Genomic DNA, 16,638 nt, shown 5'->3' with positions numbered 1-16,638 from the left:
GTGCACGGCGCGCTGGGCGTGTGAGTCGACCGCGGGAGCGACAGTGTTCGGCGAACCGTTCGCGGTGCGCTGTCGCTTCCGCGCCAGGATCCGGCGGCGCGCTGGGCACGCGGCACGCGGCGCGCTGGGCACGCGGCACGCATGCGGGAGGCGGGCGGGGCACTGGAAGCGACGGCCTGGAGGCCCGGTGCCGGCCCGGCGGGCGGGCGCCGCGCCTCCAGACCGTCGCCCTCTCGCCCGCCCACCCGTTCCTTCCCATCTCGGTCGCGATGGCAAGGGAGAACGGGCGTACCTGGTCGGAACGGACCACCAGGTACGCCCGGAACCACCAGGTGCGCCCGGAACGATCAGGTACGCCCGGGACGAGCGGAGCACCCGGACACGCAAGAGCGGGGCCCGCGCCGCCCCCGGCACGGACCCCGCTCCTGGCGGTGACGACTAGCGCGCCGTGGCCAGCACGTCGTTCGTCCCCGCCGCCACGCTCACGGGTGCACCCGTGACCGGCGTGGGCCGCCCCAGGGACCGGACGGACCACCCCGCCTCGACCCAGTCGGCGACCGGGAGGCAGTTCCGCGCGTCGATGACGACGCGACGACCGACGATCGCCCCGAGCGCCACGGGCGACGCCTGCACGACCTCGTCCCACTCGGTCAGGACGAGCACGACGTCGGCGGCCTCGACGGCGTCCTCCTTCGTGGCGGCGTAGGACAGCGTCGGGAAGGAGCGTCGGGCGGTCTCGTTGGCCTCCGGGTCCCACAGCGTCACCTGGGCGCCGCGGAGGTGCAGCGCGGCCGCGACGTTGAGCGCCGGCGAGTCGCGGACGTCGTCGGTGAGCGGCTTGAACGCGGCTCCGACGACGGCCACGCGACGGTTGAGCACCGACCCCCCGAGGGCCTCGATCGTCATGTCGATGACGCGCTCGCGCTGCCCCATGTTGATCTCGTCGACCTGCTGCATGAGTCCGACGACCCGACCGGCGCCGATCTCGTTCGCGCGGTGCATGAGGGCGCGGATGTCCTTCGGCAGGCAGCCACCGCCGAAGCCGAGGCCGGCGTTGAGGAACTTCCGGCCGATGCGGACGTCGTGCCCGAGGGCGTCGGCGAGCGTCGTGACGTCGGCGCCGGTGATCGCGCACATCTCGGAGATCGCATTGATGAACGAGATCTTCGTGGCGAGGAACGCGTTCGCGCTGACCTTGACGAGCTCGGCGGTCGCGAGGTCGGTCGTGATGACCGGGGTGCCCTCGGCGATCGGTGCGGCGTAGACCTCGCGGATCACGGCGTCCGCTGCGGCCGAGGCGCCGCCCCAGACCAGGCGGTCCGGGTGCAGGGTGTCGTCGACGGCCTTGCCCTCGCGGAGGAACTCCGGGTTCCAGACGAGTTCGGCCTGGATGCCGGCCGGGCTGAACTCGCGGACGATGCCGCGGAGCCGCTCGGCGGTCCCGACCGGCACCGTGGACTTGCCGACGATGAGTCCCGGGTGGGTCAGGTGTTCGGCGACCCCGCGGGTGGCGGCCTCGACGTAGGCCAGGTTCGCGGCGTGCGATCCGGCCTTCTGCGGCGTGCCGACGCACACGAAGTGCACGTCCGCGGCGGCGACGGCCTCGGCCAGGTCGGCCGTGAAGCGGAGCTTCCCGGTGGCGACGTGCTTGGTGATGAGCTCCGGCAGGCCGGGCTCGAAGAACGGCACCTCGCCGGCGGACAGGGCGGCGAGCTTCGCGGGGTCGACGTCCACGCCGATGGTCTCGAAGCCCATCTCGGCCATGGCGGCCGCGTGGGTGGCACCGAGGTAGCCGGTGCCGATGACGCTGATGACGGGGGCCGGCCGCACGTCGGCGGCGTCGGTCTTCTTCTGAGCGGTCACTGCTTGACCTCCTGCAGGTCGTAGTCGGTGTCGGTGCGGGCGATGCCCTCGGCGAAGGTCGCCAGGCTGTCGGCGCGGGAGTCGAGGCGCCAGTCGTTCGTGGTGCGGGCGCCGTCGACGATGGTGGTCGCCACCTGGCTGAAGTACGCGAAGCCGATGACGTCACTGTTCGCGGGATCGGCGAGGGCGTCGAAGAGCGATGCGATCCACTGGGACTTCTGGCTGTTCGAGACGGTGCCGCCGGTCTCGGTGGCGCCGATCTCGTTCAGCAGGATGTGCTTCCCCGGGGCCACCTGCCGGAGTTGCGCGAGGGTGGCGCCGAAGGTGGTCTGGAACGTGGGCTGCTCGGTGGCGGTGCGGTAGTAGCCGCTCATGCCGACCCAGTCGACGTAGTCGGCGCCCGGGTAGTACTGCCGCATGTAGTCGAGCGTCTGGTACTTCGGGTTGCCGAGCTTGTCGATGCGCGACGGCGACCAGTTCCAGATGACGTAGTCGTTCGCCCCGTTGGCCTGGAAGACGTCGTGCACGTGCTTCCACATCGCGACGTACGACCCCGGCGCGTTCTGCTGCTTCGACGCCTCGGACCAGTTGTACCACTGGCCGTTCATCTCGTGGTCGAGACGGATGACGACGGGCATGCCGTTCGCCTTCAGGGCCTTCGCGTAGTTCGCCAGGTAGTCGTCGAACTTCCCGGAGACGATGTCCTGGTTCGTGTAGCCCGGGACGTACGGCTGGTCGTTGCCGGTCTTCGCGGGCACGGTCTCCCACGTCATCAGCGGCAGACGGCCGTTCGCCCACGACCGCTGGACGGCGCTGGCATTGAAGTCCTGGTCGAACCCCTGGAAGAAGCCGACCATGTTCGTGGCCCGGCCGACCTCCTGCGTGACGCGGTCGTACTCGGCCCAGTTGAAGGGCGACTGCGTCGTGTAGAGCCCGTACCAGCGGGACTGCTGACCGAGGATCTGCGCCTTGGACGGAGTCGTGATCGGCTCGGACGCGACCGGGTCCTTCGACGGTCCGGCGTTGCCGCCGGTCCCACCGGACGATCCCGAACCCGAACCCGAGCCGGTGCCCGAGCCGCCGCTGGAGCTGCCGGCGGCGGACCCGCCAGCACTCCCGCCGGAGCCCGACCCGCCGGAGGACGAGCCGGCAGCACCAGAGCCGGAGCCCGACTGTGGCCCCGCGGCCGAGGCCTTCCCGCCGCTCGTCGCAGCACCGAGGTCGGACTGCAGCGCGGCGATCTGCGCCTTGAGCCGGGTGATCTCCTCGGCCCGCGACCCGGCCTGCGCACCCGAGGAGTCGAGCTTGCCCTCGAGCTTCCAGATGGTCTGCTGCGCGGCCTCGAGCTTCGCGCTGAGCTCGGCGGCGCTGGGCTGCTTCGCCTTCGGCGGGGTGACGCCGAGGGCGGTCTGCACGGCGCTCGACACGGGGCCGGCCGGCGACACCCAGACGGTCCAGGTGATCAGGCCGAGCACCAGGACGATCGCGACCGTGCCGATCGCGGTGCGACGGGCGTGCTTGCTGGACTGGGCCCACCACGTACTGGTGGAACGGATGAGGTCAGACAATGAGGAACGCCTCCAGTGCGAAGACCGCGAACCCGATCAGGTACGGGATCGCCGCGTAGGGGTTGACACGACGGGCCTTGACGGGCGCCGGGCGGGCCGGAGCGGGAGCAGCTGCCGCGGCCACCGCTGCCGATCGCCGCGTGGCGAGCACGGTCGCGGTCGAGTTCGTCGTGGCGTCGGCCCCGAAGAGCTCGTCGAACGCCCGGTCGGCCGCTGCCTGGTCGTCGGCGTCGACCCGGGAACGGAGCACGTCGGTGCGGTCCACGGACGGTAGACCGGCGTCCACCGGACTGACCGGCGGAGTACCGAGGGCGACCGGCGGTGTGCCGAGTCCCACCGGCTGCACCGCGTCCGCGGGGTCCTCCTCCACCGGACCGCCGGCGTACGCCCCGGCCCGGGTGCCCCAGCCGGACGCGTGCGCCAGGCGGAAGAAGCCGATGAGCCGGATCGGCATCAGGAAGAACGTCGACACGATGATGAACATCGGCAGCCGGAAGAAGTCACTCGGCTTCTCGGCCAGGTGTCGCATCTGGCGGATCGCCATGCTGAGCACGCTCGAGACCACCATCAGTCCGGCGACGTAGACGAAGCCCGTCGAGAAGCCGTACTGCTGCAGGATCCCCTGGTACAGGTTCTCGCCCTGACCGGTGACGGCGCGGTAGATCCAGCCGGCGATCACACCGAAGAGCATGAACGGCAGGATGATGTCGGTGAGGAAGAACACGGCCAGGATCGGCGCGTGCCCGAGCATCCACGGGAGCATCCGCAGCGTGTTGTACTGCGAGCCGCGCGCCCAGCGCAGCTGCTGCTTGAACAGCTTCTTCACCTGCAGCGGAGCGTCGGTGTAGACGAGCGACGTGTACTGGTAGACGGTCCGGTAGCCCTCCTTGAGGGTCAGGTTCGTCAGGGTCCGGTCGTCGGACACCTCGAGGAACACCCCCATGAACTTCTCGTGCATGAACCGGTCCATGACGCGGACGAGGATGTTCCGGCGGAACGCGATCGTCCGACCCGGCAGGCAGCCGATCTGACCGAGGACGCTCTGCGCGGGCATCGAGTACAGCGCCCGCGAGTTCTCCAGCCAGTCGGCCCAGCGGGTGATCCACGAGCGCGTCGGCTCGAGGATGCGCTGGCGGGTGGTGACGCCGCCGACCGACTCGTCGGCGAAGGGCTTCAGCAGCTCGGAGAGCGTGCCGGGCGTCCACACGGTGTCCGAGTCGACGAGGATCGTGATGTCACCGGTGGACATCTCGGTGCCGACCTTGACCGCGTTGCGCTTGCCCGGGATGGGCGTGTGGGTCCAGCGCACGAGCGGGGCGAACTCCTCGCAGACCTCCTCGAGCGCTTCGTTGCGGGCGCCGTTGATGACGACGATGATCTCGCCGGGACCCTGCTCGACCATGCGGCCGATCACGTCGCGGAAGAGGTCGAGCGGCTCGTCCACGACGGGGACGACCACGCTGGTGGTGCCGGTGTAGGTGCCGGTGAAGGGGCGGTAGCGGGCGGACAGGACGACCTTGAGCAGCCAGAGCAACCAGATCACCGCGGAGTACACGGCGAACAGGTAGAACTCGGGGTGCCCGTCGACCATCTGCCGGATCTGCAGAATGAAGGTGAACATCGATCCCTGCTTCAACGTTCGAGGTGGGGATTCCGCATCGTCGAGGAACCGTGGACGGTTCGGGTGAGCCAATTGATGCAGAACCTGGACGTCGTCGCAACGCGACCCCCGAGCGGGGGTGTTACCGGCTTGTTACGGGGTACAAGCTGGTCCCCCTCGCGGCACCACGCACCTGTCCGCACTGCTGCTGTCAGCAGGATGGTGGACCGGTCCACCGTCGTGCAGAGCGCAACACGGCATGTGACCCGGCCGGGAAGCACGGCTCACCTCGACAGGAAAGCCCCGGTCACGAGCACATACCCCTGTTCTGGGGTCATCCCCACAGACCCACTCGCGTCCGCCCCGGCCACAGCCGGTCGCGGCCGGGCCGAAGCGGGCAGGACCGTACCGAGCGGGGTACGTCACGAGCGGGGCAGGGGGACAGCCGGCGACGCCCAGAATTCACCCTCGACGACCTGTCACGTTCTCGGTGGCGCGTCACCCCGGGCGTGTCGCGAGCCGCTCAGGCCCCGTAGAACTCCCGCTCGAACACCTGTCGAGCGCGCCGCGTGACCCCGAGGTAGTCGTCCTCGAGCCGCGACGCCGACCCCGGCGGGTACTCCATCAGCCGCGCGATGCCCTCGAGCTGCACCCGGTCCACGGGGAGGACGTCGGTGGTCTTGCCGGACCAGAGCACGAGCGCGCTCCGGGTGCGGGACGCGAAGCGCCACGCGGCACCGAGACGCTCGGCGTCCTCCGGTGCGACGAGTCCGGCCACGGTCGCGGCGTCGAGGGCCTCGAGCGTCGAGGTCGTCCGCAGCCCGGGCACCGTCGTGGCGTACTGCAGCTGCAGCAGCTGCACGAACCACTCCACGTCGCTGAGCGACCCGCGTCCGAGCTTGAGGTGCCGTGCCGGGTCGGCGCCTCGGGGCAGCCGCTCCGACTCGACGCGGGCCTTGATCCGCCGGACCTCGCGGACCGCCTGCTCGTCGATGCGCTCTGGGTACCGCGTGCCGTCGGCGAGGTGCTCGAAGTCGCGGAGCAACGCGTCGTCGCCGACCGCGCCGCGGGCCCGGAGGAGCGCCTGCGCCTCCCACGTCAGCGACCACCGGGCGTAGTACGCGCCGTACGACTCGAGGGTCCGCACGACCGGGCCGTTCTTGCCCTCCGGCCGGAGGTCGGTGTCGAGCTCGAACGGGTGGATCGCGTCGTCCGTCAGCCGCGAGAGTTCGCGCACGATCGTCTGGGCGGCACGCGACGCCTGCTCCGGTGCGAGGTCATCCGGCGCCCGGTACACGTAGAGGACGTCGGCGTCGGACCCGAAGCCGAGCTCGCGGCCGCCGAACCGGCCCATCGCGACGATGCCGAACGCGAGCCCGGGTGGGGCGTCGCGCCGGGCCAGGGCGAGCGCGCCCGTGAGGGTGGCCTCGGTGACGTCGGACAGTGCCGGTCCGAGGGCGTCCACGTCCAGGTGGCCGAGCACCGCGGCCATGCCGAGCCGCAGGGTCTCGCGGCGACGGGCGGACCGGACGAGCGCGGCGGCGCCGTCGACGTCGTCCCCGTGTCGGGCGGTCGTCGCGGCGTGCTCGGCGAGGAGCGACGCGAGCGGCCGCGGTCGGAGCAGCGCGTCCGGCTCGTCGAGCCACGCCACCGCCTCCGGGAAGCGTTCGAGGAGCCCGGCGAGGAACGCCGACTCGGACAGCACGGTCGTGAGGGAGTGCGCGGCGCCCGACGAGTCGCGGAGCATCCGGAGGAACCAGCTCGACTCCCCCAGGGTGTCGCTGAGGCGACGGAAGGCCAGCAGTGCCCGGTCCGGCGCCGGTCCCTCCGCCATCCACCGCAGGAGCACCGGCAGCAGGTTCCGCTGGATCGCCGCACGACGGCTCGTGCCCTGGGTGAGCGCGCGGATGTGCCCGAGCGCTCCCGCCGGGTCTGCGAAGCCGATCGCACCGAGGCGGTCGGCCGCCTGGTCGCTCGTCAGGACGATGTCGCCGTCCGTGGCCGCCACCGCCGACAGCAGCGGGCGGTAGAAGAGTCGCTCGTGCAGTCCGCGGACCTCGAGCTTCACGCCGCGCCACCGCTGTTCCAGTGCGGCTGCCGAGGCCGCGAGCCCGGTGGAGCGCGCGAGCACCCGCAGCTCTTCCTCGTCGCTCGGCATGAGGTGCGTCCGGTGCAGTCGCCGCAGCTGGATCCGGTGCTCGAGCAGGCGCAGGAGGGCGTAGTCGGGGCCGAAGCGCGCAGCCTCGGGTCGACCGACGTACCCGGCCGCGGCCAGGGCGTCCATCGCCTCGAGGGTCGACCGCACGCGCACGGACTCGTCGTCGCGGCCGTGCACGAGCTGCAGCAGCTGCACGGTGAACTCGACGTCGCGCAGGCCGCCGGGTCCGAGCTTGATCTGCCGGTCGACCTCGTCGTCGGGGATGTGCTCGGTGACGCGCTCCCGCATCCGCTGCACGGACTCCACGAAGCCGGGTCGACCGGCGGAGCTCCACACGAACGGGGCGACCGCGGCCGCGTAGCGCTCCCCCAGGTCACGGCTGCCGGCGATCGGCCGCGCCTTGAGCAGCGCCTGGAACTCCCACCCCTTCGCCCAGCGCTCGTAGTACGCCACGTGCGAGTCGAGCGTCCGGACGAGCGCACCGTCCTTGCCCTCCGGCCGGAGGTTCGCGTCGACCTCCCACAGCGCGGGCTCGGCCGCGAGGTCGGTGATCGCGTGCGTCGCCGCGATGGCCAGTCGCGTCGCGATGAGGACCGCCCGGTCGGTGCCGACACCGGTGTCGGCCTCGTCGTCGCGGGTCGACTCGGTGACGAAGATGACGTCGACGTCGCTGACGTAGTTGAGCTCGCGGGCACCGGCCTTCCCCATGCCGATCACCGCCAGCGGGGTCGCTGCGACGTCGGCGGCGGGGAACGGGACCTCGCGCCGGGCGACGGCCACCGCGGCCTCGAGCGCCGCGCCCGCCAGGTCGGCGAGCCCCGCGGCCACCGCCGGGAACGCCTCGGTCGGGACGGGGTGCAGCACGTCGAACAGGGCGATCTGCGCGAGGTGCCGTCGGTAGCGCACCCGGAGCCGGAGCCGGGCGTCCTCGCCGGTCGTGTCGGCCACGGCCTCGGCCAGCGACGCCGTGTACGCCTCCTGCGACCACGGCGGGGTCACCGGGTCGAGGAGCAGCGCGATCTCGGTCGGACGCCGGTGCAGGAACTCACCGAGGCCCGTCGAGGCGCCGAGCAGCCGGACGAGCCGCTCCGTGGCAGCCGGGTCCGCCAGGACCGGCCGGACCGCGTCCGGCGCGCGCTCGAGGAGCCGCTCGAGCAGCCAGAGCGCGCCGTCGGGATCGGCCGTGGACTCCCACAGCGCCGGGGCGTCGGTGACCGGCACCCGCACGTCGGGGCCGAACCGGGCCTCCAGGCTGGCGATCCGTTCCAGGCTCTCGGACAGCTCCGCGAAGCCCAGGCGGGCCATCTCGGAACGGGACGTCCTCGTCCGACCGGTCATGCGCGGCGCTCCGGGCGGCTGCTAGAGCGCGCCGAGGTTGGTGCGGAGCTCGAACGGCGTGACCTGGTCGCGGTAGGCCTTCCACTCCTGCCGCTTGTTGAGCAGCACGAAGTTGAAGACCTGCTCGCCCAGGGTCTCGGCGACGAGCTCCGAGTCCTCCATCAGGCCGAGGGCGTGGTCGAGGCTCGCGGGGAGCTGCCGGTAGCCGAGGGCCTTGCGCTCGGCGTCGGACAGGCTCCAGACGTTGTCCTCGGCCTCGGGCGGGAGCTCGTAGCCCTCGTCGATGCCCTTGAGACCCGCCGCCAGGAGCAGCGAGTACGCCAGGTAGGGGTTCGCGGCGGAGTCGATGCCGCGGTACTCGACGCGGGCGGACTGGCCCTTGTTCGGCTTGTACAGCGGCACGCGCACGAGCGCCGAGCGGTTGTTGTGGCCCCAGGTGACGAAGGACGGGGCCTCGTCGCCGCCCCACAGACGCTTGTACGAGTTGACGAACTGGTTCGTCACCGCGGTGATCTCGGGAGCGTGGCGGAGCACACCCGCGATGAAGTGCTTCGCGGTCTGCGACAGCTGGTACTCGCCGCCGGCCTCGTAGAAGGCGTTCTGGTCGCCCTCGAAGAGCGAGACGTGCGTGTGCATGCCCGAGCCCGGCTGGCCCGACAGCGGCTTCGGCATGAACGTCGCGTAGACGCCCTGCTCGATCGCGACCTCCTTCACCACGGTGCGGAAGGTCATGATGTTGTCGGCCATCGTCAGCGCGTCGGCGTAGCGGAGGTCGATCTCGTTCTGCCCGGGACCGGCCTCGTGGTGGGAGAACTCCACCGAGATGCCGAGGTCCTCGAGCATCCGCACCGAGCGGCGGCGGAAGTCGTGCGCGCTGCCGCCGGGGACGTTGTCGAAGTAGCCCGCCTGGTCGACGGGCTGCGGGCCGCCGTCCGCCCAGTCGCGGCTCTTCAGCAGGTAGAACTCGATCTCGGGGTGCGTGTAGAACGTGAACCCGCGCTCGCTCGCCTTCGCCAGGGTCCGCTTCAGCACGTTGCGGGGATCGGCGACGGCGGGCTGGCCGTCCGGCGTCGTGATGTCGCAGAACATGCGTGCGGTCGGGTCGACCTCGCCCCGCCACGGCAGGATCTGGAACGTCGAGGGGTCCGGGTGCGCCAGGACGTCGGCCTCGTACGAGCGCGTGAGGCCCTCGATCGCGGAACCGTCGAACCCGATGCCCTCGGCGAACGCGCCCTCGACCTCGGCCGGGGCGATCGCGACGGACTTCAGCGTGCCGATGACGTCGGTGAACCAGAGTCGGATGAACTTGATGCCCCGCTCCTCGATGGTGCGGAGCACGAAGTCCGTCTGCTTGTCCATGGACGCCCTTTCCGTGGTGCTGCTGGGGCCTCCAGCCTATTGGTCCTCGTCGTCCCAGCGCTCGTTGTTCGCCTTGATGCGGTCCAGGGCGTGTTGCGCCTCCTCACGCGTGTCGAACGGGCCGATCCGGTCGCGCTGCGGCGACTGCGGGCCCTGCTCCACCTCGTGCGTCTTCTCGTTGAACCACCACTGGGACTCGATGCGTTCATCACTCATGGCGCCACCGTACCCACGGCCGTCGGGCCGCGCCCGCGGGCTCGCGCTCGTCAGTGCCGTGAGAGCGACAGACCGCCGCCGACGGTCCGCGGAAGCCTGTCGCTCCCGCGGCTCGGACCTGCGGGGGCGAACCGGCCCGGGGAAGGTGATGACGGCCTGGAGGCGCGGTGCCGGTCGGACGGACGGGCGCCGAGTCTCCAGACCGTCACCTCCAGGGTACGGACCGGGACGGCACGCAGGGGCCGGTCCTCGTCGGGACGCGTCCACCTGCGGCAGGGGACGCCCTCGGGCGCGCGAGACGCCGGCGTCCGTCCCGGACACCGTCGGGTGTGCGAGACACCGCAGGATCCGGCGGTGTCCCGGTACCGGCGGGGCGTCTCGCGTCGACGCCGGCGTCTCGCTCGCGACGGACGGGCGGGCGCGCGCCACGCACCCGGTTAGAGTGGTCGGCATGCCCCGGGACGCACACGGACACCTGACCGCCGGCCGGATCTCCCCCCAGCGCCCCGTGCCGAAGGACATCGAGCGCCCCGAGTACGTCGGGCGCGCCGAACCGCACGAGCACGGCCTCGGCGACACGTACACGCCGGACGAGGTCGAGCGCATCCGGACCGCCGGGCGCATCGCCTCGCAGGCGATCGACGCCGTCGGCGAGGCCATCCGCCCCGGGGTCACCACCGACGAGCTCGACCGGATCGGCCACGAGTTCGTCGTGTCGCACGGCGCCTACCCGTCGACGCTCGGCTACCGCGGGTACCCGAAGTCGCTGTGCTCGAGCCTCAACGAGGTCATCTGCCACGGGATCCCGGACGACACCGTGCTGCAGGAGGGCGACCTCGTCAACATCGACATCACCGCCTACAAGGACGGGATGCACGGCGACACGAACCGGACGTTCGTCGTCGGACAGGCCTCGCAGGAGGTCCAGGACCTGGTCGACCGCACGCGCACCGCGCTCGAACGCGGCATCAAGGCCGTGGCGCCGGGGCGCCAGGTGAACGTCATCGGGCGGGCGATCGAGGCCTACGCCAAGCGCTTCGGGTACGGCGTCGTCCGCGACTACACCGGCCACGGCGTCGGTCGGGCGTTCCACTCGGGCCTGATCATCCCGCACTACGACGCGCCCCGGTTCGACGACGTCATGGAGCCGGGCATGGTGTTCACCATCGAGCCCATGCTCACGCTCGGCGGGATCGAGGCCGACATCTGGTCGGACGACTGGACCGTGAGCACCCGCGACAAGTCCTGGACCGCACAGTTCGAACACACCCTCGTCGTCACCGAGCGCGGCGCGGAACTCCTCACCGTCTCCTGACGGACACCCACGAAAGGCACCGCTTCTCATGACCTCCCTCGCAGTCGGCGTCGACATCGGCGGAACGGGCATCAAGGGCGCGATCGTCGACGTCGCCACCGGCGAACTGACGACCGACCGGATCAAGAAGGCCACCCCCGAGGGCGGCAAGCCGCACGACATCGTCGCGGTGGCGAAGTCGATCCTCGACGAGCTCGCCCCGGCGGCGGACGTGCCGGTCGGGGTCTGCTTCCCCGCGATCGTCCGCGACGGCAAGACGATGTCGGCCGCGAACGTGTCGAAGAAGTGGATCGGCTTCGAGGCCGAGGCGCTGTTCGAGAAGGAGCTCGGCCGCTCCATCCACTTCGTCAACGACGCCGACGCCGCCGGGTTCGCCGAGCAGCAGTTCGGCGCAGCGAAGGGCAAGGACGGGCTCGTGGTCGTCACGACCCTGGGCACGGGCATCGGCACGGCACTGATCAACGACGGCGTGCTCATCGTCAACTCGGAGCTCGGTCACCTGGAGATCGACGGGCACGACGCCGAGACGAAGGCCTCGTTCGCCGCCAAGGAGCGGGACGAGCTGTCCTGGAAGCACTGGGCGAAGCGCCTGCAGAAGTACTACTCGACGCTCGAGGCCCTGCTCTCCCCCGAGCTCTTCGTCGTCGGCGGCGGCGTGTCGAAGCACCACGAGGAGTTCCTGCCGCTGCTCGACCTGCAGGCGGACATCATCCCAGCCACCCTCCGCAACAACGCCGGCATCATCGGTGCCGCGACCCTGGCGTCCCGCAGCAAGTAGCGGCTGGCGGCCGGCGGCAGCGGTCCTCGTCGCACGACACGGCGTCCGGCGGGCTGGCGGAACACGCCGCGCGAGGTCCGGCGAGCCAAGCGGGACACGCCGCGCAACGTCCGTCGAGCCAAGCGGAACACGCCGCGCGCGGTCCGTCCAGCCAAGCGGGACACGCCGCGCAACGTCCGTCGAGCGGGCAGGACACGCCGCGTGTGGTCCGGCCTCTGGGTGCGATCCGTCGCCCGCCGGCACCGACCGTGACTGATCTGGCCCGCTCGGCGGGCGCCCCGGCGACGAGACGGCAGCGCGGCACGCCGCTGGGTCCGGCAGCGGTAGACTCGGCACTGCGAACGGGTCGGTGAGACGGTCGCGTCACTCCCCCGGGAGTGCCGAGGAACGTCCGGGCTCCACAGAGCAGGGCGGTGGGTAACACCCACCCGGAGCAATCCGCGAGACAGTGCCACAGAAAGCAGACCGCCGGCGGCGACGTCGGTAAGGGTGAAACGGTGGTGTAAGAGACCACCAGGGGTCCGGGTGACCGGATCCGCTCGGTAAACCTCGCCCGGAGCAAGGTCAGACAGAGGACGACGAGGCTGCTCGCTGAGTCCTCGGGTGGACCGCTGGAGGCCGGCGGCAACGTCGGTCCGAGAGAGATGGCCGTCACCGCGAGAGCGGGACAGAACCCGGCGTACGGCCGGCCCGTTCGCACCCACGCACCACGTGCGCGCCAACCGGCCGACGACGGACGGGAGGCGCGTGGCGGTGCCGCCACGAGCCTCCCGTCCGTCGGGTTGCCGGCGCGCTACAGGCCGGACTCGGCCGTGCGCACCAGGATCGCGTCGCTGTCGGGGCAGAGCACGACGTCGTCGGGCGCGGCCCGACGGATGTCCTGCAGGTCCGAGTTCGTGAGCGTCACGCCGGAGGCGGTCGACACCCCGCCCTGCAGCAGGGACGCACCGAAGCCGTAGCGCGCGCGCTGCCGGTCGTAGAGCGCCAGCAGGTCCGCGGGCACCTTCGCGGCGACGGCCGCACGGCTCTGCACCGCGGACTCGCGGTCGGCCTCGACGCGCGCGATCTCGGTGTCGCGCTCGGCGACCAGGGTGGCGCGGTCGGCCTCGACCTGGGCGAGTCTCGACTCGACGTCCCCGACGCGGGCACGGTGCACGTCGAGCTGCTCCATGACCTCGAGCTCGGCGGTCTCCAGGTCGCCGATACGGCGGTGGAGCGACGCCATCTCGCTCTCGAGGCCCGCGGCGTCCTTGGCGCTCGCGACGTTCTGCAGCATCGTCGTGTCCCGCTCGATGCGAGCCTGCGCGGTGGCGGTGTCGGACTCCAGGCGGGCGAGTTCGCGCTCGGCGTCCTCGACCTCGCCGGTCGCGGCCGCGAGTTCGGCGCGGAGCGAGGCAGCGGTGGCGCCCAGCTCGGTGAGCCTGTCGCCCTTCTGCAGGGCGGTGATGCGGTGCGACAGACGGGTCACGTCGTTGTCGAGGCGCTGGAGGTCGAGGAGGACGACCTGGTCCTCGGGTGCTGCCTTCACGGTCGGTCTCCTTCGTGGGCGGGTGCGGGGGCGGGGCTGCCGGCGGCCCCGGGCTCGGCGGCGGCCCCAGGCTCGGCGGCGGGCGCAGGCTCGGTGGCGGGCGCAGCATCGGCTGCCGCGCGCTCTGCTGCGGCCGCAGGCTCGGCGGCGGGCAGGACGGCGAAGTCCCAGGGGTCGGTGCGCAGGTCGCTCACGGTCACGCGGACCCCGGCGAGCCGTCGGAGCTGCTCGGCCGCGACGTCGAGCCAGAGCCACTCGGTCGCCCAGTGCGAGGTGTCGACCAGCGCGGGGCCGTCGACGAGCATCGCCTGCTCGCGGAACTCCGAGGCCGGGTGGTGCCGCAGGTCACTCGTGACGTAGACGTCGGCGGCCCGGACGGCCGGATCGCCGAGCAGGCTGTCACCGGCTCCGGCGCAGAGCGCGACGGTGCGGACGGGCCGGTCGAAGTCGCCCGAGGCGCGGACGCCCGTCGCCGTGGGCGGCAGCAGGTCGACGAGCTGGCGGGCGAGCGCGCCGAGGGTGGTGCCCTCCGGCAGGGTCCCGACGCGACCGATGCCGGTCGAGGGGTCCGCTCCGGGCTCGAGCGGCCGCTGGTCGACGAGCCCGAGCCGATCGGCGAGCACCGCGGAGGTACCGGTCGTCACGACGTCGGCGTTGGTGTGCGCCGAGAGCAGCGCCGTCCCGCCCCGCACGAGCGTGGCGAGGACCCGGCCCTTGGCCGTCGTCTCGTCGATCGTGGTCACGCCACGCAGCAGGAGCGGGTGGTGGGTGAGGAGCAGGTCGGCACCGAGTGCGACGGCCTCGTCCGCGGTGGCGGGTACGGCGTCCACGGCGAGGTGCACGTGCTCGACCACCTGGTCCGGGTGACCGGAGACGAGCCCGACGGCGTCCCAGGACTCGGCGCCGGCGGCGGGCCACAGGTCCTCGATCACGGCCTGGAGTTCGCGGAGCGTCGGCATCCCGTCAGTCTACCGAGGCGCGGGCGGGGCGAGGGCGCTGGGGCAGGACCGGGGCGCTCAGCGGCGGCCGAACAGGGAGCGCAGGCGGGCGACGAGTCGTGCCCACCAGCCGCTGTCGGCACCGGCCGTCGTCGCCGCGGTCCCGTGGTCGTCCCGGTCCGTCGCGCTCGCGCTCGCGGGCAGCGACACGGCGTCGGGCAGCACCACCGGGGTGCCGGCCGTGACGCCCTCGTGCGCGGTCAGCGCCGCCGCGAACGCGGCCCTGTCGATCACGGTCGGACCCGTGGCTGGCTGCACCAGCGGGGTGGGGCGGGTCGCGGCCGACAGTGGCGACCCGACCGGGAGGCCCAGGGCCGGGCGCACGGGCGCCTCGCGTCCCGGGGCGGTCGCCGCGGCGCCGGCGGCGACCGCACTGTCGGTGCTGTCGGTGCTCGTGGGCGGTACCACCTGGACGGGCTCGGCTGTCGACGGCGTGGTGGCACGCTGCACCGGCCGCGAGGGTGTCGGCAGGTCGGCGCGAGGCGCCGTGGTGCTCGGGGCGGCGCGGACGGGCGTCGGCACCGGTGCCGTGGCGGCACGGCGGGCCGCGGCGCGCTCACGTCGCGCGGCCTCGTCCGCCGCGTCCGCGAGCAGGTCGGCGAACACGGCACGGGCGAAGGCGCGTGCAGCGTCGACCTCGGCGTCGTCGAGGTGGGCGACCGTGGCCTCCCACGCGGCGAGTCGAGCGAGGTCCTCGTCGCGACGGGCGACCTCGTCCTCGAGCAGGACGATGCGCTCGATCGTGCTGCGACCGCTCGTGGCCGAGACCTCGACCGCGAGGTCCTCGATGCGCAACGCGATGCGGGCCGGGGGTTCGGGGAACGAAGGAGCGCAGGCGGCGACGTGGCGGGCGCGGTCGCGGCGGCGGAACGCGGTCGGTGCATCGACCGTGGGCAGCGCGGCGGACGGCGCGTCGGCGGTGGGCCCCTCGGCGGTCGGCGCGTCGACGCTGGGCCGCTCGGCGGTCGTCTCCTCCACGTCCGGCTGCTGCACGACCCGGGTGTCCGTGGCGGCGGTCCCGGCGGTGTGAGCGGACTCCTGCGTGGGGACGGCGTCCGTCGTCACCGGGCGCTGTACGGGACCCGTGACCGGCGGCACCACGAGGTCCGCCAGGTACGGCGTGCGGGTCGCCGGGACGTCGCGCAGCCACTCCTCGAGCTCGCGACCGAACGGGTCGACGAGGGGTGTGCGTGCACCGGGCTGGGTCTCCATGTGACGCAGGATAGATATCACACCGGCCGACACCCGGGAGATCCGCGGTGTGTCGCGCATCCCGCCCCCCGGACGTCATGTACCGGTCCGGACGTGAGCGGCGTGTCACGCTCCCGGCAGGGACTCCGCGAAGCCGTCGAGCAGGTGCCGTCCCTCGGGCCAGGCGCCGACACCGCTGGCCACGTTCACGTGCTGTCGGTCCCCCACCCGGAGGACCCGTGCCCCGAGCACGTCGGCGAATGCGAGGGCACGGTCGGCGGAGCAGTACGGGTCGTCGTCGCTGACGACGAGCGCGGTCGGTACGGTCGCTGCTCCCTGCGGCGCACGGAAGGCGGCGGCCGCAGCGGGGAACACCGGCGCATCGGGGTCCGGTGGTGCCACCAGGAAGGCACCGGCGACCCGCTCGGCGGCCCGTTGCCCCGCGCTGCCGGTCAGCCACTCGGCGACCGCCAGCACCCCGAGGCTGTGCGCGACGAGCAGCGGGGGCCGTGCACAGCGGTCGACGGCCTCGGCGATCGCCCGGGACCAGTCCGCCGGATCCGGCTCCGACCAGGACGCGGGTGCGATGCGCACGGCCCGGCCGCCCCGCGCCTCCTGCCAGCGGGACTGCCAGTGCTCGGCGTCCGACCCCCAGATGCCGGGCACGACCACCCACGGGTACCGGTCGGCGGGGCGCTCGTGCTCGTCCATCCGGGCAGCGTAGCG

The 16,638-nt window shown here is 72.4% G+C and carries 11 protein-coding genes, 1 other RNA gene and 1 pseudogene; 3 read left to right on the top strand and 10 right to left on the bottom strand.

The genetic code is table 11. From position 1 onward, the window contains the following. Window positions 1-438: 438 nt before the first annotated feature. From LCG91_RS07145 to LCG91_RS07120, 6 genes are all read right to left on the bottom strand, one after another. The gene (locus LCG91_RS07145; protein ID WP_224442949.1) at window positions 439-1,863 is read right to left on the bottom strand and encodes a UDP-glucose dehydrogenase family protein; all 1,425 of its coding nucleotides are present in this window, start codon (window positions 1,861-1,863) and stop codon (window positions 439-441) included. Beyond that, a complete protein-coding gene (locus tag LCG91_RS07140) occupies window positions 1,860-3,431 on the bottom strand; it encodes a glycoside hydrolase family 26 protein (RefSeq protein ID WP_224442948.1) in 1,572 nt (523 codons plus the stop codon). Before LCG91_RS07140 ends, LCG91_RS07145 begins: the two co-directional genes overlap by 4 nt. Continuing rightward, a complete protein-coding gene (locus LCG91_RS07135; protein ID WP_224442947.1) occupies window positions 3,424-5,052 on the bottom strand; it encodes a glycosyltransferase family 2 protein in 1,629 nt (542 codons plus the stop codon). Before LCG91_RS07135 ends, LCG91_RS07140 begins: the two co-directional genes overlap by 8 nt. A 502-nt stretch (window positions 5,053-5,554) precedes the next feature. Next, on the bottom strand, window positions 5,555-8,527 hold the full coding sequence (locus LCG91_RS07130) for a bifunctional [glutamine synthetase] adenylyltransferase/[glutamine synthetase]-adenylyl-L-tyrosine phosphorylase (protein ID WP_224442946.1): 2,973 nt from the start codon (window positions 8,525-8,527) through the stop codon (window positions 5,555-5,557). A gap of 21 nt (window positions 8,528-8,548) precedes the next feature. Further along, complete coding sequence (glnA, locus tag LCG91_RS07125) at window positions 8,549-9,886, bottom strand: type I glutamate--ammonia ligase (RefSeq protein WP_058729960.1); 1,338 nt, start codon at window positions 9,884-9,886, stop codon at window positions 8,549-8,551. 36 nt (window positions 9,887-9,922) lie between these two features. After that, the gene (locus tag LCG91_RS07120) at window positions 9,923-10,102 is read right to left on the bottom strand and encodes an SPOR domain-containing protein (protein ID WP_058729959.1); all 180 of its coding nucleotides are present in this window, start codon (window positions 10,100-10,102) and stop codon (window positions 9,923-9,925) included. Between the two features lie 451 nt (window positions 10,103-10,553). Here LCG91_RS07120 and map point away from each other — a divergent pair, with 451 nt between their 5' ends. The 3 genes from map (at window position 10,554) to rnpB (ending at window position 12,892) form a co-directional block, all read left to right on the top strand. Next, window positions 10,554-11,417, top strand: coding sequence for a type I methionyl aminopeptidase (gene map, locus LCG91_RS07115; RefSeq protein ID WP_058729965.1), 864 nt, complete (start codon window positions 10,554-10,556; stop codon window positions 11,415-11,417). A 28-nt stretch (window positions 11,418-11,445) separates the two neighbouring features. Further along, window positions 11,446-12,195 (top strand): polyphosphate--glucose phosphotransferase, encoded by a 750-nt coding sequence (gene ppgK, locus LCG91_RS07110; RefSeq protein ID WP_058729958.1) that lies wholly within the window; start codon window positions 11,446-11,448, stop codon window positions 12,193-12,195. Window positions 12,196-12,537: 342 nt separating this feature from the next. Next, an RNA gene (gene rnpB, locus LCG91_RS07105) (RNase P RNA component class A) lies at window positions 12,538-12,892 on the top strand. Between the two features lie 96 nt (window positions 12,893-12,988). Here the strand turns inward: rnpB and LCG91_RS07100 are convergent. From LCG91_RS07100 to LCG91_RS07085, 4 genes and pseudogenes are all read right to left on the bottom strand, one after another. Then, complete coding sequence (locus tag LCG91_RS07100; RefSeq protein WP_224442945.1) at window positions 12,989-13,723, bottom strand: zinc ribbon domain-containing protein; 735 nt, start codon at window positions 13,721-13,723, stop codon at window positions 12,989-12,991. Between the two features lie 152 nt (window positions 13,724-13,875). Then, window positions 13,876-14,682 (bottom strand): annotated as a pseudogene (locus LCG91_RS07095) (Nif3-like dinuclear metal center hexameric protein); the annotation flags it as partial. A gap of 57 nt (window positions 14,683-14,739) precedes the next feature. After that, window positions 14,740-15,933 (bottom strand): hypothetical protein, encoded by a 1,194-nt coding sequence (locus tag LCG91_RS07090; protein ID WP_224442944.1) that lies wholly within the window; start codon window positions 15,931-15,933, stop codon window positions 14,740-14,742. A gap of 105 nt (window positions 15,934-16,038) precedes the next feature. After that, entirely contained in the window at window positions 16,039-16,623 is a 585-nt protein-coding gene (locus LCG91_RS07085) for an RBBP9/YdeN family alpha/beta hydrolase (RefSeq protein ID WP_224442943.1), read from the bottom strand. Window positions 16,624-16,638 lie beyond the last annotated feature (15 nt).

The sequence above is a fragment of the Curtobacterium sp. TXMA1 genome, assembly GCF_020162095.1.
GTDB lineage: Bacteria > Actinomycetota > Actinomycetes > Actinomycetales > Microbacteriaceae > Curtobacterium.
The sequence above is the reverse complement of the archived record's forward strand: the minus strand, read 5'-3'. Positions and strand labels throughout refer to the sequence as shown.